This window comes from Microcoleus sp. Z1_B2, assembly GCF_036700325.1.
Classification (GTDB): Bacteria; Cyanobacteriota; Cyanobacteriia; order Cyanobacteriales; family Microcoleaceae; genus Microcoleus.
This window is the reverse complement of record NZ_JAUBOQ010000012.1, coordinates 84,350-101,724: the sequence shown is the minus strand read 5'-3', so window position 1 is coordinate 101,724 and position 17,375 is coordinate 84,350. Positions and strand designations below refer to the sequence as shown.

18 protein-coding genes are annotated in these 17,375 nt (G+C 46.1%); 13 read left to right on the top strand and 5 right to left on the bottom strand.

Annotation, left to right across the window (positions count from 1 at the left end; translation table 11 throughout):
* Nucleotides 1-123 precede the first annotated feature (123 nt).
* The gene (locus QT984_RS09305) at nt 124-3,105 is read right to left on the bottom strand and encodes a glycerol-3-phosphate acyltransferase (RefSeq protein WP_333373825.1); all 2,982 of its coding nucleotides are present in this window, start codon (nt 3,103-3,105) and stop codon (nt 124-126) included.
* A gap of 211 nt (nt 3,106-3,316) precedes the next feature.
* On the opposite strand from QT984_RS09305, the gene psb35 reads away from it, so the two are divergent.
* A complete protein-coding gene (psb35, locus tag QT984_RS09300) occupies nt 3,317-3,529 on the top strand; it encodes a photosystem II assembly protein Psb35 (protein ID WP_332981549.1) in 213 nt (70 codons plus the stop codon).
* A gap of 459 nt (nt 3,530-3,988) precedes the next feature.
* Here psb35 and QT984_RS09295 read toward each other — a convergent pair whose 3' ends face one another.
* On the bottom strand, nt 3,989-4,573 hold the full coding sequence (locus QT984_RS09295; RefSeq protein ID WP_333056067.1) for a DUF6658 family protein: 585 nt from the start codon (nt 4,571-4,573) through the stop codon (nt 3,989-3,991).
* Between the two features lie 233 nt (nt 4,574-4,806).
* A complete protein-coding gene (locus QT984_RS09290) occupies nt 4,807-5,574 on the bottom strand; it encodes a DUF2993 domain-containing protein (protein ID WP_333209484.1) in 768 nt (255 codons plus the stop codon).
* 415 nt (nt 5,575-5,989) lie between these two features.
* On the opposite strand from QT984_RS09290, the gene QT984_RS09285 reads away from it, so the two are divergent.
* From QT984_RS09285 to QT984_RS09265, 5 genes are all read left to right on the top strand, one after another.
* Nucleotides 5,990-7,399 carry an HD domain-containing phosphohydrolase gene (locus tag QT984_RS09285; protein WP_333056069.1) on the top strand — a complete coding sequence of 470 codons (1,410 nt, stop codon included), beginning with the start codon at nt 5,990-5,992 and terminating at the stop codon, nt 7,397-7,399.
* A 94-nt stretch (nt 7,400-7,493) separates the two neighbouring features.
* On the top strand, nt 7,494-8,087 hold the full coding sequence (locus QT984_RS09280) for a pentapeptide repeat-containing protein (protein ID WP_333056070.1): 594 nt from the start codon (nt 7,494-7,496) through the stop codon (nt 8,085-8,087).
* Nucleotides 8,088-8,214: 127 nt separating this feature from the next.
* The gene (locus tag QT984_RS09275) at nt 8,215-8,970 is read left to right on the top strand and encodes a DUF2993 domain-containing protein (protein WP_333056071.1); all 756 of its coding nucleotides are present in this window, start codon (nt 8,215-8,217) and stop codon (nt 8,968-8,970) included.
* A gap of 235 nt (nt 8,971-9,205) precedes the next feature.
* The gene (locus QT984_RS09270; protein WP_333056072.1) at nt 9,206-9,496 is read left to right on the top strand and encodes a DUF1816 domain-containing protein; all 291 of its coding nucleotides are present in this window, start codon (nt 9,206-9,208) and stop codon (nt 9,494-9,496) included.
* A gap of 265 nt (nt 9,497-9,761) precedes the next feature.
* On the top strand, nt 9,762-10,037 hold the full coding sequence (locus QT984_RS09265; RefSeq protein ID WP_333056073.1) for a DUF1816 domain-containing protein: 276 nt from the start codon (nt 9,762-9,764) through the stop codon (nt 10,035-10,037).
* A 376-nt stretch (nt 10,038-10,413) separates the two neighbouring features.
* Here the strand turns inward: QT984_RS09265 and QT984_RS09260 are convergent, their stop codons facing one another.
* A complete protein-coding gene (locus QT984_RS09260) occupies nt 10,414-11,337 on the bottom strand; it encodes an ADP-ribosylglycohydrolase family protein (RefSeq protein WP_333056074.1) in 924 nt (307 codons plus the stop codon).
* Nucleotides 11,338-11,658: 321 nt separating this feature from the next.
* Here QT984_RS09260 and minC point away from each other — a divergent pair, with 321 nt between their 5' ends.
* The 7 genes from minC to QT984_RS09225 all read left to right on the top strand — a co-directional run bounded on the left by minC (nt 11,659) and on the right by QT984_RS09225 (nt 16,836).
* A complete protein-coding gene (gene minC / locus QT984_RS09255; RefSeq protein ID WP_333056111.1) occupies nt 11,659-12,459 on the top strand; it encodes a septum site-determining protein MinC in 801 nt (266 codons plus the stop codon).
* Nucleotides 12,460-12,784: 325 nt separating this feature from the next.
* Nucleotides 12,785-13,591 carry a septum site-determining protein MinD gene (minD, locus tag QT984_RS09250; protein ID WP_333056075.1) on the top strand — a complete coding sequence of 269 codons (807 nt, stop codon included), beginning with the start codon at nt 12,785-12,787 and terminating at the stop codon, nt 13,589-13,591.
* 206 nt (nt 13,592-13,797) lie between these two features.
* Nucleotides 13,798-14,169 (top strand): cell division topological specificity factor MinE, encoded by a 372-nt coding sequence (gene minE, locus QT984_RS09245; protein WP_333056077.1) that lies wholly within the window; start codon nt 13,798-13,800, stop codon nt 14,167-14,169.
* Between the two features lie 117 nt (nt 14,170-14,286).
* Nucleotides 14,287-14,496, top strand: coding sequence for a hypothetical protein (locus QT984_RS09240; protein ID WP_333232076.1), 210 nt, complete (start codon nt 14,287-14,289; stop codon nt 14,494-14,496).
* Nucleotides 14,497-14,783: 287 nt separating this feature from the next.
* Nucleotides 14,784-15,359, top strand: coding sequence for a TerD family protein (locus QT984_RS09235; RefSeq protein WP_333232078.1), 576 nt, complete (start codon nt 14,784-14,786; stop codon nt 15,357-15,359).
* A 12-nt stretch (nt 15,360-15,371) separates the two neighbouring features.
* Entirely contained in the window at nt 15,372-15,974 is a 603-nt protein-coding gene (locus QT984_RS09230) for a TerD family protein (protein WP_333056081.1), read from the top strand.
* Between the two features lie 160 nt (nt 15,975-16,134).
* Nucleotides 16,135-16,836: a zinc-dependent metalloprotease family protein gene (locus QT984_RS09225; RefSeq protein WP_333056082.1), complete on the top strand. Its 702-nt coding sequence runs from the start codon at nt 16,135-16,137 to the stop codon at nt 16,834-16,836.
* 27 nt (nt 16,837-16,863) lie between these two features.
* Here QT984_RS09225 and QT984_RS09220 read toward each other — a convergent pair whose 3' ends face one another.
* Nucleotides 16,864-17,319 carry a TerB family tellurite resistance protein gene (locus QT984_RS09220; protein ID WP_333056083.1) on the bottom strand — a complete coding sequence of 152 codons (456 nt, stop codon included), beginning with the start codon at nt 17,317-17,319 and terminating at the stop codon, nt 16,864-16,866.
* Nucleotides 17,320-17,375 lie beyond the last annotated feature (56 nt).

Sequence of the window (17,375 nt, the reverse complement as noted above, 5' to 3'; positions counted from 1 at the left end):
GGGACGGGTTTACGAGATTGCTGAGATGTTGCACCATTTTCAATAATCTTTTTAGGAACAGGCAAGATGCCTGTTCCACAAGAAATCAACTCTTTGTGGAACAGGCATCTTGCCTGTTCCTAATTATTCCAGCAGTTCTACAGTGCCGAGATACCCGTCTACTCGCACTTTTTGACCGTCTCGGAAGCGAGTTGTAGCTTCAGCAATATTCATAACTGCGGGAATTTTGTACTCGCGAGCGATTATTGCTCCGTGAGATAGTTGGCCGCCAACTTCGGCGATAATTGCTGTTGCTCCTAATAGCAGCGGTGCCCAACCTGCATCGGTGTAAGGAACTACTGCGATCGCATTTTCTCCTAAATCCGTGCTCGCAGTGCGGCAAATCTTGACAAAGCCTTCGACACTACCAATACTTGCTGGAATTCCCTGGATGATATTAGTTTCCGATGTTGCGGAGTCGATCGCCCTTGTCTGAGAATTCGGCAGCAAATTGCCGTAGACTACAGGGGGAATCGGGCGATCGCGATCGGCTTTTAACTGTTGGCGCCTTTGGCTAATTGTATCCTGAAAAGAAACACTCGCGCCGCTGCGAATCCACTGCTGAATTTCCCCAAATTCCAGATAAAAAATATCCCCGCTTTCCTGAAACACCTGCATTGCCAATCCGCAAGCTTCAATCTCCAAAAAAGTCCACCGTAAATGAGCCAACAACCGCGCGTAAATTTCGCTAATTTCGTTTTTGACAAGCGCTCTTTCTTGACATTTATCTAATCGCCACTTCTGCGAAAAAGTCAATTTTGTTTCACGCTTTTCAACTAAATTATTTTCGGCTTTTTGAGCCATATTTATTAGCAACTTTTGATAAACTTCCGGTTGTTCTCGCCAAGTAGGAACAGCAATATCCGTTCCCACCTCGCTCAAATATCCGTAAATATCAAGCCACTTTTCAAAATCTGCTTGTAAAGCCGGAGTTTCCGCAAATGTCTGTGCTAAATCTGCGACTGAACCAGTTTCGTCAGACTGCGAAACACCAGCTTGTCGCAATTTCTGAGCCAACTGCTGTAAAGCTCGCACCGAAGCAATTTCAGGAGCGCTGTCATTAGCCAGCCAGTCATCATTAACGCGAAAAATTGCCTTGCGAATAGCCAGCCCGATCGGCCCTAATATATTGTAGTAAGTAATCGGTTTCAGCCACTCCTGAATTTGCTCCGCTCTCTCCAACAATTCCAACAAATATTGATAATCGAGCCTTGGGCATTGGGCATTGGGCATTAATATTTCTTCTTCGCTCCAACCTCTTCCTTCTTCCTTCTTCCCTCTTCCTTCTTCCTTCTCCAGACTTTGCAGTGCCGGGAGGAAAATAGAACTACGATCGCCCTTAAATTCTGCATTGAGCGCCCTTTCTCGCTGCACCAGACGCCACAAACCAGGCAAAGAAGGCAAAATCTTCCCCAAAGGCGGCTTGCCCATCTTTTGCCCTCTCAGCAAAAATTCCAAACCCTGCTCCGGCAATCCCATCATCCGAAAGATTTCGCCCAACAAAGTAGCATTAAAATAGGCATGAGAACCCAGCAAAGTTGCCGTTTCATTAAAGTTTAAGCCACTGGCGCGATCGCCCAAAACCACCTTGAAAATCTCCCCCCAAACCCCGCAAGTTAGCGGCCGATTAATCGACCAAGTTAGGGGGCGAATTGCACCGGGAATCACTTCTGCTGCAATAGTGCGCGTCCAAAACGGCTGTAAATTTGTAATTGGGCGGCTTTGCAAAATCCAAACTTTTTCCCCGTCCCAACTCCACTCAATATCCTGCGGGATTCCGTGAAAAAATGCTTCAATCGCTTGGGCTTGTTTCACCAATTCTGCTAAAATGGGTTGAGCAATAATTGAATTACTTTGAAGTTCAGTTAATTTGTTTTCTAATGATTCAGGTTTACTAAAATCAATTTCTAAATGAACCGGAGTAGATTGTCCGCCGACAACAGCTTCTGCTCCTCCCGGTAAAGCTTCTATAATTACCTGGGAACCGCCATCTAAAGGATTGCGACTGAACATCACTCCCGCAAATTCGCTGTCAATATAAGGCTGAATTAATACAGCCATTTGGGTATCGGGGAGTTGTCGTTGGCGGCGGTAAGCAACAGCTTCGGAAGTCCAATAAGACTGGCGGCAGCGATTAATGCCGTCGAGTAATTCTGCTTCAGTGAAAACAGGGCCAATAGTTTGATATTGTCCGGCGGCAGAACTCGTATCGCCATCTTCTCCCGCAGCAGAAGAACGCACAATCATTCGATTTTGGATTTTGGATTTTAGATTGTGAATGGAAGCATTGGAAATTGACAATTCATCACTATTTCCTCGCTGCCCGATGCCCGATGCCCGATGCCCGATGCCCGCTTCTTGTGATAATACCCAACCAGAAGGTACGTTAAAACCTGCGCGTTTGAGTTGAGACAATTTAGCAGCTTTATCGCCACAGATTGCAGCATCTAACGAATCATCAAGAGAAAACAATTGCTCTGATTTAGATAAAGCCATATCATCACCCTGACGAAGACTAATTGTGAAGAGTAAAAAGGCTAATCCTGCTGCTGCTAAAAATTCGGGCATTGATTGTCGCCACACCCAAACCCAGATTGGGGTACACAGACACCCGCAACGGGAAGCAAAGAGTCTCGCCCGATCGCCCTCACCCCACCACCGCTGTGCCAAACCCCACACCAGCAGCCCCCAAATGCCCGATGATACAGCCACCGGCGGCGAAAATACCAAAAGACCCCAAACAGCATTGGTCACGCCTCCACCTCCGGCGATCGCATATCTGCCCGCAACTAGAGGAATTAACAGGGCAAGTGCGATCGCAGGTGCATCCGGGAAGCAAAATCGCCCCGCCAAAACCGGCAAAATACCCCTGGCAATTTCCGCCAACACCGCCGCAATTCCCGCTAATTTCCCCCCGTGAATGAAAGCAGCAGACACGCCAACATTCCCCGTGCCCAGCGCCCTCAAATCTCGGCGGCTAAACACTCGCACCGTCCATCCCGTTAGCGGTAAAGCACCCAGGCTGAAACTCGCAGCCAACAGCAATGCTATTGTCCCCAACGGCATAAAATCTGCTCTCCTATTTTCAACCTCTAAACATTATGACCTCAATTCTGTCAATTTTTCTGTCTTCCGATATATCAACCAAACGGCATTAGCACTTAAGATAATGTAAAAGTAGAGTAGATAAGGATTTAGCTTAATGATAGATATCAGCTTGACAACTCCTATGGGAGTTCTTGTTGCACCCATCAAGCGAGTAGCGATCGATCTGCTGATGCAGCAGCCAGTGCCGGAATCAAGTGTCAGCTTGACGGCTCCAATAGCAGTTCTTGGTGTTGGCTTTGTTGCCGCAGTTACGATCGGGTCGATCGCCTGGTACAACTCCAAGCGCCCACCCGGTTGGGAATCCAAAGAACGCCCTGATTTTGTACCGAAAGTTGATAAAGACGATTTGATTGCTGATGTTTCTGACTCCAAAGGTAAATAAAACAAAGTTTCTTTAGAGGAATAAAAGCAGGACTTGTGCATTAATTAATGAGAAAACTCGGTCAGTGCGAGTTTGTCATTGCCAGCCGGAGCGCTGCAATTTCAATGGTTCATTTTCCCATTTTTTGCACAAGTCCTAGAAATTTAAAATCCCCATCTAAAATATCAAATATCGGTAATGTGCGCCCTAAGCATCCTAAATATACAGGGCTTACGAAAAAAGTAAGTAGTTTTACATGATACATATAACGTAAGGTGCGCCATAAGCACCATAGATATACAGGACTTACGAAAAAAGTAATTTTAGAGGATTAATATAGGGTAAGGTGCGTCCAGCGCACCTAGAGATTCTGCGTCCAAGACAGATATAGAATTTCTGGATAAATACTTGTGAATATAGTGTAGGGGCTATTCTGAAAAAACCCCTACAAATCGGCGATACCGCGCCAGTTATGCTAGCTTATTTTTGCAGCGGATTGAGTTTCGTAACCGAGCTTTCCTTGGCATCTTCAGCGCTATCTTGGAGGAAACCAGAAGCATCCTTAAAGGCGGCGCCTACTCTCTCTAAAATATTGGCATCGGGATCGCTGCGATCGAATACGGGTTGAGCCTTAGCCGGCTGTCCGTCTGGCGCTTCTAACAGAGTTTTATCTCCGCCGAGTTCGAGGTCGAACTTGTCAGTTTCCATCGGTGCAGAACCCGGATAAAGCAGCTTTGAGGAATTAGATTCAGCGGTAGTCGCAGCCAGGAGACGATCGCCGATAATCGCCAAATCAGCCCGATTCTTTTCTGCTTGAGCAGGGGACTGATTTACTTTAGGATCTGTGGAGGTTTTATAATTCGTGTATCCATCACCGCCACCCTTGTGAGGGTTATTCATTCCTCCAGCTTGAACGGGAGGATTCTCAGGCCGAGCTCCTCGAACATCGCCCGCATTGCAAGCGGTACTGGTAAACAGCAGCACACCTGCCATAAATACAGTCAACAATTGACTCAAAAATTGACCGATACGCAGTCTTTTAAAAAAAGCAGTTACAGTGTTCACAAAACTTTTCCAAATTTTTACTACTACTTGTTAAGAGTAAAAGTTAAGTCCCCATCCCTGCCTCTAACGGCGGTGATACTTTGGTGCCAGTTGCTATCGACTTTTTTATAACTTTAGAGGGATTTCATCAACGGCGGCTATTTTTCCAAAGCCAAGCATAATCATAGGGTGCGCCAGTTCCAATAGTTGGAGGAATTGAAGAGTTTTTTGTTTCTGACCCACCCTACAAGCTCCTAATTAGGGAATTGTTCGACTTTCGCTTCAGCTTGCAAAGTTAGCACACCAGCTTCCACATTTAGCTGCTGAATTCGCAGGGACATTCCCTCAATTTCAAAATTTCGCAAGTTTAAAACCTCACCAGCTTTGTCCGCCAAAGCTTCAGTTAACTCCGGCGAAAATTCCTTGTTTTCGGGATACTCGACATCCTGAAGAGAAATTGCCCAACCGCCCGCTGCGATCTCAGGTTTTGCTGTAAAATAAATTTTTTCATTGGAGGCAGTTTCCTGCACCCATATCTCAGCATTTAAAGCGATTTTTCCGGCTAGCAATTGGCACTCAATAGTTTTAACGTCTATTGTCCGCAGTTGTCCGTCAACAGTAACTTTTAAGTTTTTCAGTTTCCTGCTGATGTATTCGGAATTAAAAGCGCGGTTGATATCGCTTTCTGTTAAAACTGCGCGCGCCCCACCGAAGGCAGGCCCGTTCAGTTCAATTTTGCCAAACATAGCGGTGAGGGGATTGACAGCAATATCCTTGACGTGAATTTGCAATTCTTCCACGCGCAAATCTTGCTGCATTACCAACCCTGTGCCCTCAACGGCAACGGCCTCTACTGAGCCCTGGGCTAGCTGGATCGGATCGGTGTTGACTGTGACAGACAAAGTTTCGGATTCGTCTAATTTGCTCGTAATAGCAATCTCTGCCACTTTGTCGATCGCCTGTTCCCCTAAACTTCTATTTTGTTGAAGCACGCTCAGAATTCCTAATAATATTGTTTTCAAAATAGTAGTTAATACCTAAGTCATTTACCGTCTTCCTCTCGGCTGGTTTCTCGTCTGAAAAAAACTTAGCCAAAGACAGAGGGTTTCCAGAAAATTGCTAAAATTAATCAGGTAGTCTTCGGCGCACTCTACATTGCCCGAAAGCATCCAGCATACAAGCCCCCAGATTCATTCCGAAAGCAGACTCAGGACCGGTGAAATAAGAAACCTGTATCCGATGAAACTTGCCGAACGTATTTATCGGTGGGGTCAATGCTTCAATTCTAAAATCTAAAATCTAAAATCTAAAATCTAAAATCGATTGACTCGGTTGCAAAGCGGTGAAAACTCAAAAACTCGGATTTTTGCCAAAAGTCTTTTCGAGAAGTTCGATCGCCCGGTACAATTAAGTTAAGAGCCGGCACCGCCATTTGCAATGAATCCAGAATCAACTCTCGCTAGACTACAAGCTACACTTCCCGACGGAAAACTGCCTTCTAGCTACGGGGTATACTTCAAAAACACCCTAGTAGCCCTATGTCACGCCCTAGAAGACCACATCTTGCAAACCAGTGGCGGGGACAAGAGCGAACTCCAACCCTTAGTTTTGGTAACGTTTCAGCAGGGTAAATGGTATTTACAGGAAGCCGATCGCTACCTAGATATTGCTAATGCCTCTAGGCGCGTTGTCATAGGTGCAGTAGCCGACAGCGGTTTCGCTACCCACAAAACCGGGCAATTAGAAAATGTATCTTTAATAAATCTCGATGAAAACGACCCCATAATCCAAGAATGGAATTTAATCATCCTCGCCCCGACATACAAAGCAATGGTGCTTTGTCGCGAACTTTCAGATCGGGAATACTTGCCCGAGGGCAAGCCAGAAGTAGATACAGAACGAAAGTTCTACGGTTTGTGGTCGTTTGACCAGTCTTTGGTGTCGGCTGCAGCAGAAATTTTTATAGAACAGACGCGACATTACAACTCTCCTCTGGCAGACACTTTGCTGGAAATGCACCACGAAATCCTGGCAACCAAAGGCCCGCCCTTGGCCGACATTAGTGGCGTGGTATCGCGGATAGTCACTTACCTGCAAAGTTCTCAGCAGCAAATGGTAGCAATTAACCGCCAAACCCGCGAGTTGTGGGAATTGGAAGGTCAAGCTTTGCGTGTCAGTCGTAATTTGAACGCTAACAAACTTCAAGCTTTTCTGCGAATGGCCCAGCGCGTGGACGAACGCGATACCTCAAATCCTACAGCGTCCTTGCAGGTGGCGGCTTTGTCGGAAACTTTGGGTCAACTGCTGGATTTGCCGGCTTTGCAGTTGCGGAGGCTGCGGCTGGCTGGATTGCTATTTCGAGTCGGCTTAATTTCGGCCCCGAATGAGGTGTTCGATCGCACTCCCGATGCTTTTGACGAAGCAACTTTCTCGTTTTGGCGCGATCGCAGTTTCATTGGTTCCCAACTGCTGCAAGCAATGCCGGAACTAGCACCTGTAGCGGAAATTGTCAAGCATAAACTTGAATATTGGGACGGCAGCGGCAGGCCAGAGGGTTTGCGAGCCGAAGCGATACCGATGACTTCGCGGATTTTGGGGTTAGTCGCTTATTTTCAAGAACTGACTCAACCACGTGGCGATCGTCCGGCTTTGAGTTTGAGCGAAGCTTTGGAACAGTGCCGCGAACTGTCGGGCACTCGCTTCGATCCGGCTTTGCTGGAAACTCTCAGCAACGTCGTCAGAATGACAGAAATTGGTTTGATGGAGTTACCAACTCGCCCAAGCCAACTGCCTAACGTGTGGTTGGAGGAGGGCGATCGAACGACCTCGGCCGCTCCGGCATTATAAAATAACTCGACTGTTGACTGTTGACTGTTGACTGTTGACTGTTGACTGTTGACTGTTAACCAACAACTGACAACCAACAACTGACAACTGACTAATGACTAATGACCTCGAAGCCATACGCAAAGGCAAAATTTTGATGTTGGCCGGCACTGATTTAGCCGGCCAAGACTTAGCGGGAGCGGATCTCGCCGGTGCTAACTTGTCTCAAGCCAACTTGAGTGGAACTAATCTCGCCGGCGCTAACTTGCAGCGGGCAGTATTGCGAGCCAACCTCCGCGGCGCTGACTTGAGCGGCGCCAACCTGCGAGGGGCAGATTTTCGGAATGCCGATTTGCGGGGAGCTTCCTTCGCTAACGCTTTAGTCCGCGACGCCAGTTTTGGGGGTGCTTTTTTGACGGGGGCATCCATCGGCAATTTGGATTTGAGCGGTGTCGATTTGCGCGGCGCCGATTTGCGGGGCGCTGCTTTGGCTAGGGCAATTTTGCTTGGTGCCGATTTGAGCCATGCCAATTTATCCGGCGCTGATTTATCGGGAGCTGACTTGGAAGAAGCGATCCTGAATGGAGCCGTACTGCGCGGCGCTAACTTGACCGGGGCTAATTTGCTTTGCGCCATGATGGAACAAACCCTTTGGGATGGAGCTTTGCTCGATCGCGCCTGTCTCCAAGGCACCCCCCTGAGCCCTTAAATTTCAACAATGTTGTTTTGAAGACAGACAAAAAACAAGATCTGCTTATGAGGTGAATAAGCACAAGCAATTTTTACATTTCTTAATATGAGGTTATAATGGCGACTGTAGATGAGCAAACGAATAAATGGTAGCAGCTTTGTTTAGCGGTACATCCTTTCAAGGTCAAAGTGGCGATCGCCTTGTTAGTAAAGTAGCAGGAGCTGCGATCGCAGCCTTATTCAAGCGTTCTGAAAAGGCCGAGGCCAACATCCGAGTCGAACCAGTAGCCAAACTCTTGCAGGGAAGCATCGACGGTTTCGACTTCGTTGGCAAAGGTATGTTGATGTACAACGGCCTTCGCATAGAAGTGATGGAACTCTATCTGCAAGCACTCTCCATTGATTTTGGGGCGATTTTTGCAGGTCAAGTGAAATTACGGCAGCCTACCCAGGCAAATATGCGAGTAGTCTTAAGTCGATCGGATTTAACCACCTCATTCAATACACCTTTTGTAGTTGAAAAACTCCAGAAGCTGAAGTACCAAGAGCAATCTCTGCACTTTCAAAACACTGAAGTCAGCTTCGGAACCGACAAATCAATTCGGCTTCAGTCCGAAATTACCGTAGGCGAGGCCAGCGAACCGGTCAAAATAGATATTACAGCTCAGTTGCAAGTAGAAGACAGACGCAAAATCCAATTTGTCAGCGTTACTTACGGCGGTGACGAGCAAGCAGTAGACTTGGGTCAAGCTATAATTGCCCACGTAAATAACTTGCTAGACTTAGACAAATTTGCCTTAGAAGGCACTCAACTGCGAGTAGACCGCTGCCGAGTTCAGAACGACGAGCTGGTTTTCTACGGTTGGGCTGGTATCGAACAGTTCCCCAAAGGCAAGCGCTAAACCTCAGCAAGCTGAGGTTTGCCCAGCCATCTAGTTTGGAAAAAGAGCATTTTTTAGTTAGCAAACAACCCGCACCGGCGGGTTTTGCTTTAGATTTTAGATGGGAGGAAAAATCTAAGATATAAAATCTCGCATCTAAAGTCGATCGACGCAAAATCAGCACTGAGGTTGATTCGATCTGGCAAATTATTTTGATAGATTTAAATAATAAATTAAACCACCCTCAAGAATAAAGATGCTCGGATTTTATTTATTTTGTATCTACGTTGCAGTCTTGTCCGTGTTGGCCGGGCCGAACCACCGCGGGTCTGAGAAATGGTGGGTAGAAATTGTCACCGATTTGCCCCACTGTACCTACTATTTTGGCCCCTTCGACACCGACAAAGAAGCCTCCAGCAATATTCCCGGCTACGTCGAAGACCTCGAAAGCGAGGGAGCTAAAAGGGTTAGTATCCGCATCAAACGCTGTCAGCCTTCGCATCTTACCATTTGCGAAGAAGAATTATCAGCAACTGTAGAGATTTAAAAAAGTTGAGTTTTGACTTAACTCAAACCTCAACAATAATATAAACACACTCTTCTTCTAGTCCTTACCTTGCGGACTTTGTATGTCTAGCAGTGACTTACAGCCACCCAGCCTAAAACTCTCCTCCACCAAAATGCTGATTTGATGCAGCACTTACTCTCAAAAATTACCTGCGTCAAATCAGCACTGAGGATGAGGCGATCGAGTTATTTGCCCGGATAAGTTGATAAGAGTAAACACTACTTAAGTATTCCCAGAGGTAAATATGTTTGAAATCTCTATGTTGGGTATGTTTTTCACGGCTTTTTGGCTACTAGGTCAACCTACTAGCAGCACTCGACGCGACGAATGGTGGGTAGAAGTTGATACAGATTCGCCAAAGCGTACCTATTACTTCGGGCCCTATGACAGCAGAGAGGAAGCTTCTGACAAATCGACCGGCTACATCCGAGACCTGGAAAACAAAGGAGCTAAAAAAATTACCATCAACCTCAAACAAGGTAGCCAACCTACTCAGCTAAGAGCTAGTGAAGAGTCTTGAGAAGGTGGGAAACTGCCAATTACGGGCGAAGAAAAGTTGACTTATTAACAGGGTATTTTTCAAATGAGATCGCGCTGGCATACAGTAGGGACACAACAATGCTGTGTCCCGATGAAATAGTGAAGAAAGGGTATTATCTGCGTCCGAGAAATGCACGCTTTTTCAATTAAAACAGCAGGAGTCCCGCAGTCTAACGGTACTCCGGTGAGTGACGGGAGGAATGCGCGTGAGGCTCAAGAGCTGAACAAATTATCTATAAAAACAACAGAATTTCTTCCATACGTAATACAATATTGTCATGAAACAAGTCCTGACAGTATCTACAATTATTTATGTTATGCCTGGGAATTGTCACCCTTGATTTAAAACATCGATTTTAACTAGATAAAGAGAAAAGCCGATCGCCAAAAGATACAATTAAAGTGCGATCGGCTAATTGCGAGAGCCATTTTTCCGGTATTCCCCCCTCCCCGTAAAAAGCCCCCGCCAACTGTCCGTAAACCGCACCAGTTGTATCCGCATCGTCGCCCAAATTCACAGCCAACAAACAGCCTTCGGCAAAAGAAGAACTGTTGTAAAACGCCCAAAGTGCCGCCTCCAAAGACTTGACAACATAACCAGTACCTTTAATTTCAGGAGGTTGTCGCAATTTAAAAGAACCCGCCGCAATCTCATCAATCTCTGCTACCAGCGGATTTGCGGCCCAATATCCCGAAATAGGACAATATCTTTCCGACAGCAACACATCTTTAGCAACTCCATTCACCGCCCCCGCAATTAAAGCACCCAAATAACGGCAAGCATCCACACAAGTAGCAGCACCGTGAGTAGTTCTCGAACTTTCTCCAGATTTTTCTATGACTTCCAAAGGATTTGTAGCATAAAACAAAGGCACGGGAGCCAAGCGCATAATCGAACCGTTGCCAGCAGTCTGAGCATCGGTAAAACCGCAGTAAGGTTTTCTTGTATCTTCAAACTTCCAAAGAGCTTGCTGAACCGTATTGCCAATATCAAAACACTCGCCCGTACTGCTCAAATGTCCGTCTCGCCACCACCGCAAATAAGTTTCTAACTGATGGACTGGATCGAAACCTTGCTTCTCAATCAAACTTTGGGCCAAACAAAGCGCCATCGAAGTATCATCCGTCCACTCACCCGGTTGCAGTCGAAACGGGCCACCGCCAATCATATCGTTAATAGGTGTAAAAGTTCCGGGGCGACAGAACTCTAAAGTTGTTCCCAAAGCATCGCCAACTGCTAAACCTAGGAGACTGCCGCGATAACGTTCAATTTGTTGCATAACGTAATTAAAAATCAATAATTAGTAAGCCCGTTATTATTGAATTATCATATAGCAATCCTTGCAGGAGTCGTGAATTTTTTACCCCTCCCCAACTCTCCCCGAACTCGCGGGGACGGAGTAAGAAATTCACAAATGATGCGAGGATTGCTATAGCTTGTCAAAACTATTTCTCTCTTCTCCTCTCTATTCTCTTTCTCTGTGTCCTCTGCGCCCTCTGCGGTTAATAAAAAAAATCTTGTTCACAAACGAAGCTGAGCCAAAAGACCGATCGAGCTAATATTGATGTTAACCTGTCCCTACCTGAACTCAGACCTGTCCATGACACCCGATGCCACCGCCGGAGCCGCTGCCGCCCCTCAATCAACACCCGAAGTCAGCTTGGAGCTGCAAGTCAGACTCAAAACCGAAGATGGACAGCTACTGTTGCTACTCCCCCCAGAAACCAATAGCGAACCCGCAACAGCCTCCGCCTCGACTTGGACTGAACTTTGGCAGCAGCTAAAAGTCAGACTGAACGCAGGAGAACGCTTTTGGCAGCCAAACGCAGAAGTACAATTGATGGGGAACGATCGACTTTTAGATATCCGCCAACTGCAAGAAATCGCCGATGCCCTCTCCGAAGTGGAACTGCAACTCAAACGAGTCCACACCAGTCGCCGCCAAACCGCCGTTGCCGCAGCTACAGCAGGCTATTGTGTAGAACAGCAGCCTCCGGTTTCTTCCCTGAATAAAGCCGCCGCTGAAAAACCGCAATCGCTGGCGGAACCTTTATATTTGCAGATGACAGTGCGATCGGGCGTAGAAATTCGCCATCCGGGCACCGTCGTACTTTTGGGAGACGTAAATCCCGGCGGCTCAGTCATCGCCGGAGGCGATATCCTAGTTTGGGGCCGTTTGCGGGGAGTCGTGCACGCCGGTGCCGGTGGCAACACCAAAAGCGTGATTATGACCTTGCAGATGGAACCGATGGTGATTAGGATTGCTAAGTATGTTGCCAGAGGCCCAGAAACCTCACCCGCTCAGTTTTTCCCGGAAGTCGCCTATGTGACGCCCCAAGGGATTCGGATCGGTAGAGCCTCTGATTTTGACAAATCGCAGTTAGTCGGGGGTAATGAGTAATCGGTAATTGGTAATTGGGAATTGGTAATGGGTAATTTGTAATACTATTTCTTTTTAAGCCTGCACTTGATAATTTTTCCCTTGGCTAAATCAGCCACTAAAGGACGATTTTAAAATTAAGTGCAGTTTCATATAGAATTAGTATTACAAGGACAGTTTTGAGTGTTAAGTTAATTCACTGAATAACAAATTACTGCCAACTTCCCAAATAATAATTGCTAATTATCAACCAATAATAAAATCAATTACCAATTCCCAATTACCAATTCCCAATTACCAGTTACTAATTCCCAATCATCAATTCCCAATAAATCTAAAATCGCTTATGGCTCGCATTATTGTTGTTACATCAGGGAAAGGCGGGGTAGGAAAAACCACCTCCACAGCCAATCTCGGCATGGCTTTAGCTAAGCGGGGGCGCAACGTTGCTGTAATTGATGCCGATTTCGGTCTCAGAAATTTAGACTTGCTGCTAGGCTTAGAAAATCGGATTGTTTACACGGCATTAGAAGTTCTCGCTGGAGAGTGCCGATTAGAGCAAGCTTTGGTGAAAGATAAGCGGCAGCCGCGCTTGGTGCTGTTGCCGGCTGCCCAAACTCGGATGAAAGATGCCATCAGCGCCCAGCAAATGAAGCAGCTTGTGGGGATGTTGGGAGCAAAATACGACTATATTTTGATCGACTCTCCTGCTGGCATTGAACAAGGTTTTCAAAATGCGATCGCGCCGGCTCAAGAAGGGATAATTGTCACCACTCCCGAAATCGCTGCTGTCCGCGATGCCGATCGAGTCATCGGCCTGCTGGAAGCCAACAACGTCAAGAAAATCAACCTGATCGTCAACCGGATCAGACCCGCAATGGTGCTGGCAAATGATATGATGTCGGTGCAAGACGTGCGGGAAATCCTCGCCATTCCGCTGTTAGGCGTGGTTCCCGACGACGAGCGCGTCATCGTTTCCACCAACCGAGGCGAACCATTAGTATTGTCGGAAACGGCCTCTTTAGCTGGAACTGCCTTCGACAATATTGCCCGCCGCTTAGAAGGCGAAAAAGTTGATTTTCTAGATCTCAATCCCCATCGAGAAAACTTCTTTACTCGCCTCCGCAAGTTCTTAAATACTAAAATTATGTGATGTGCTGCAATATGGGCGATCGATCTTTAACAGCAGCGACTTCATCAAAAAAACTAGCCCAAATTTTCCCCCAGTGACACCAGTTCCCAAAAAGAATGAAACTGTAGGTCAACTTTAAACCATTAGGGAATGAGTGATTCCCCAATCGAAAATCGAAAATCGTATAACGTTTTCTATGCCTAACCCTTGACAAATCAGCCTGACCCATGATACACACACTTCTCGAACGACTTTTCCCGCGCACCCCTGACAACAGCCGCGACGAGGTAAAACGGCGCCTCAAACTGGTTCTAGCCCACGATCGCTCAGAACTCAGCCCAGAAATGGTTGAGTCGATGCGCCGAGAAATTCTAGAGGTGGTGTCTCGCTACGTGGAAATCGATACCACTGGGTCTGAGTTCTCGCTGGAGAGCGACCAGCGGGCCACAGCACTAATTGCAAATCTTCCGATCCGGCGAGTCAGGATCGAGCATCCACCGGAGAATTTGCCCAAGAATTTGCCCCCGAATCGGCCCGAAAATCGACCCGAATATGTACCGGAGTATGTAGTCGAAATTCTCCCCGACACTACGGAGTGATAGGGATTGAGATTTTATTGTCAGGCAAAGAGTTCGATTCGAGCCGATCGGCATTTAAATTAAACTATAGCAACCGCTTTCGTCGGTTAGAAAATAGACTACAATTAGTGGCCAGTTTTGCAGAGCGATCGCGCCGACTTTTGGGCCCAAACTGTACATTTATACATCCTTCATCAGGTCATCCGAGCGATCGAGTTAAATGGCATGAAAAAAATCGAAGTTGCTCAAGAGTTGGGCCTCCGTCGCAACACCATCGACGCCACAAGTCGATGGTATTGCATCACAGGAGACTTCCAAGCGGAGGGCCTTGTGGAAACGGCCTGGTAATGGTCACTTGCATCACAAAACAGAGTCAAGTTCCGAGAGTTCAAAATACACAAGCACAATAACCCAAGTTGAGAATACACAACTGTGGGAGGCAGGGCATGATTACTTTGTACTCAGACCCAAAAAATAATTAAGAGTTGTCATCCCTATTGACATCTGCACAGTTAGCTAATATTCTTATTATTTAAGATTAAAAATTCTACAACTATTTCCAGCAAAAACTTAAAAAAGTTTTCAAGTCCGCGCCTCCCTCCATAACCACTTCTAATAAAGAGGAAGATTGAATCATGGCAGTATCTCTGAGCAAAGGACAACGGATATCGCTTGAGAAAATTTCACCCGGTCTCTCAGAAGTATTCATAGGACTGGGATGGGACGTTAAAGCTACAGACACGGGCTCTGACTTTGACCTAGACTCATCATTGTTCCTCTTAGGTGCTAACGAAAAATTAATTTCTGACAACCACTTCATTTTTTACAACAATCTCACAAGTCCAGATGCCGACAAATCAGTGCAGCACCTGGGAGATAATCTCACGGGGGCCGGCGAGGGGGATGATGAAGTTATCAAAATCAACCTCAAAAAAGTGCCTAATGATGTCCAAAAAATTCTTGTAACTGTAACCATCCATGAAGCACAGCAACGCCGTCAAAATTTTGGTCAGGTGCAAAATGCCTTCGTGCGGCTCGTTAATGCCCAAACACAACAGGAAGCTGTTCGCTATGACCTGGTAGAAGATTATTCCATAGAGACAGCACTGATCATGGCTGAACTCTACCGGAAAGACGGCGAGTGGCGTCTCAATGCAGTGGGCTCAGGTTATCAAGGTGGTTTACAAGCATTACTCGATCGCTATAGCTAAAAGGTAAAACACATGGGAATTAACCTACAAAAAGGACAGCGCATCTCGCTTTCCAAAGAAGCACCCGGGCTAACAAAACTGATGTGCGGATTAGGGTGGGATGTGGCGAAACGCTCCGGTGGAGGTTTGTTTGGGGCTTTTAGCAGTGCTCCCGATTATGACCTGGATGCCTCAGTGATTTGTTTAGATGGAAATGACAAAGTGAATGATATGACCAATATCGTTTATTTTGGCAATCTCTCCCACCGTTCAGGAGCTATTACGCATCTAGGTGATAATTTGACTGGAGCGGGAGAGGGAGATGACGAGCAAATTCTCGTCGATTTATCTCGAATTCCCTCGCAAATTGTCAAACTGGTTTTTACAGTTAACATTTACGATTGCATTGCACGCAAGCAAGACTTCGGACAAGTTCAAAATGCGTTTGTGCGTTTGGTTAATACGTCTAATAATCAAGAACTTGCAAAATACAACCTCTCAGGTTCTGAATACAAAGGCATGACGGGGATGCTGATGGCAGAAATCTACAAGCATAATAATGAGTGGAAAATGGCAGCCATCGGTAACGGTGTTAAGGTTAATGGGTTACAGGAACTTGTGAAAACCTATGCTTAACAACTCCTTCGGTACATAGATGCTCCTTACTTGCTGGAATCAGAAGTGGACAACAACGATGAATACCCTTTGTTTTGTTGAAATACCTGAAGTAATCAGCGTAATTTACATGAGATGAAAAATACGTTATGTTACGAGAAAAAATTCCTACACTCAGTCAATGTCGCTGTACGATCGCCTAGACTTAACCAAACACAATCGCAAGCTAAAACTCCCCCTCTCTCAACGGCTAAACCTGACTAGAACCCCCAAACTCTGCTGTCACGGCTGTCGTTCCCGTATCCACCCTCAGTGGGAGTTTTGCCCTTCCTGTGGAATAGTTCTAATTGATAATGATAGCGATTTTCGCCGTTGTATTTGGGTAGATGTATCAGGAATGGATGTCGCACCCGAAAATAAAGAAGCGATCTTTTCCCTACTGATGGACGCTTTCTCCAAACTCTACGGCGCATTTAGAAGCATCAAGGTATTTTTGACCTCCGAGCCCCCCGATCGCAAAGAGTGGGGCGAAGATTTTACTCATGTTTATATATTCGTTGATAGCCAGCCGGTTGACTATCTCGGCGTGGCTAGCTTCAAATCGGCAATGGTTACAGATCGGGCGATTATTCGGATTGACCAAGTATTCTATGCTTCTTACAATGCCAGCCTTAGTCTCAATCAACTATCTAACTTAATTGCAAATACCATTGCCCATGAAATAGGACATACACTAGGACTCGATCATTCTGCACTTCCGACCGATGTCATGCACAATGGACTCCTTCATACTGTTCATAGCTTAATGCCTCCCTCATTTCACCCAGAGCAAATAAACTCCATGAACAATGCTATTCGCAGATATCAAGCCTTGAATAATTGATGGGCTAGAACCAGGAAATAGCTGAATTTAGAGATCGAATTCCACAGGATTAATGCCCACAGCATGGCAAGCTTCTTTGACAACCTTCTTTTCATCTTTGTCAAAATTACCATCCGCACCACCGATAATAATGCCAATTTGGATGACGGCACGACCTTGGTCTAGTTTTTTATTAAGTTTCCCTATCGCTTGGATAGCCTCAATTTTACCAAAATCGAAGTCCTGTGAGAGCTTCTCACAATAAAAATCAAATTTTTGCTTCAACTCCGACGCCGGAAAAATTTGGAGTGTTTCATTGGAAATTATTAGAGCCGCCGTTTTTTGTCTTTCCTCGGTATTGATAGTGCCATCAGCAGCAGCAATCAATGCACATATTGCCATTGAGGCATCAGCAAAATCATTATTTTTAAACTTGGAAATATTGGTTTGCAGAGAAACATTGATTTGTGATACGTTCTGCTTTAATTTCTCCCAGAAAGTCATTTTTTCTCCTATTTGGTGAATGAGATATGATGTTTGCGACCGGAGTCACAGTAATC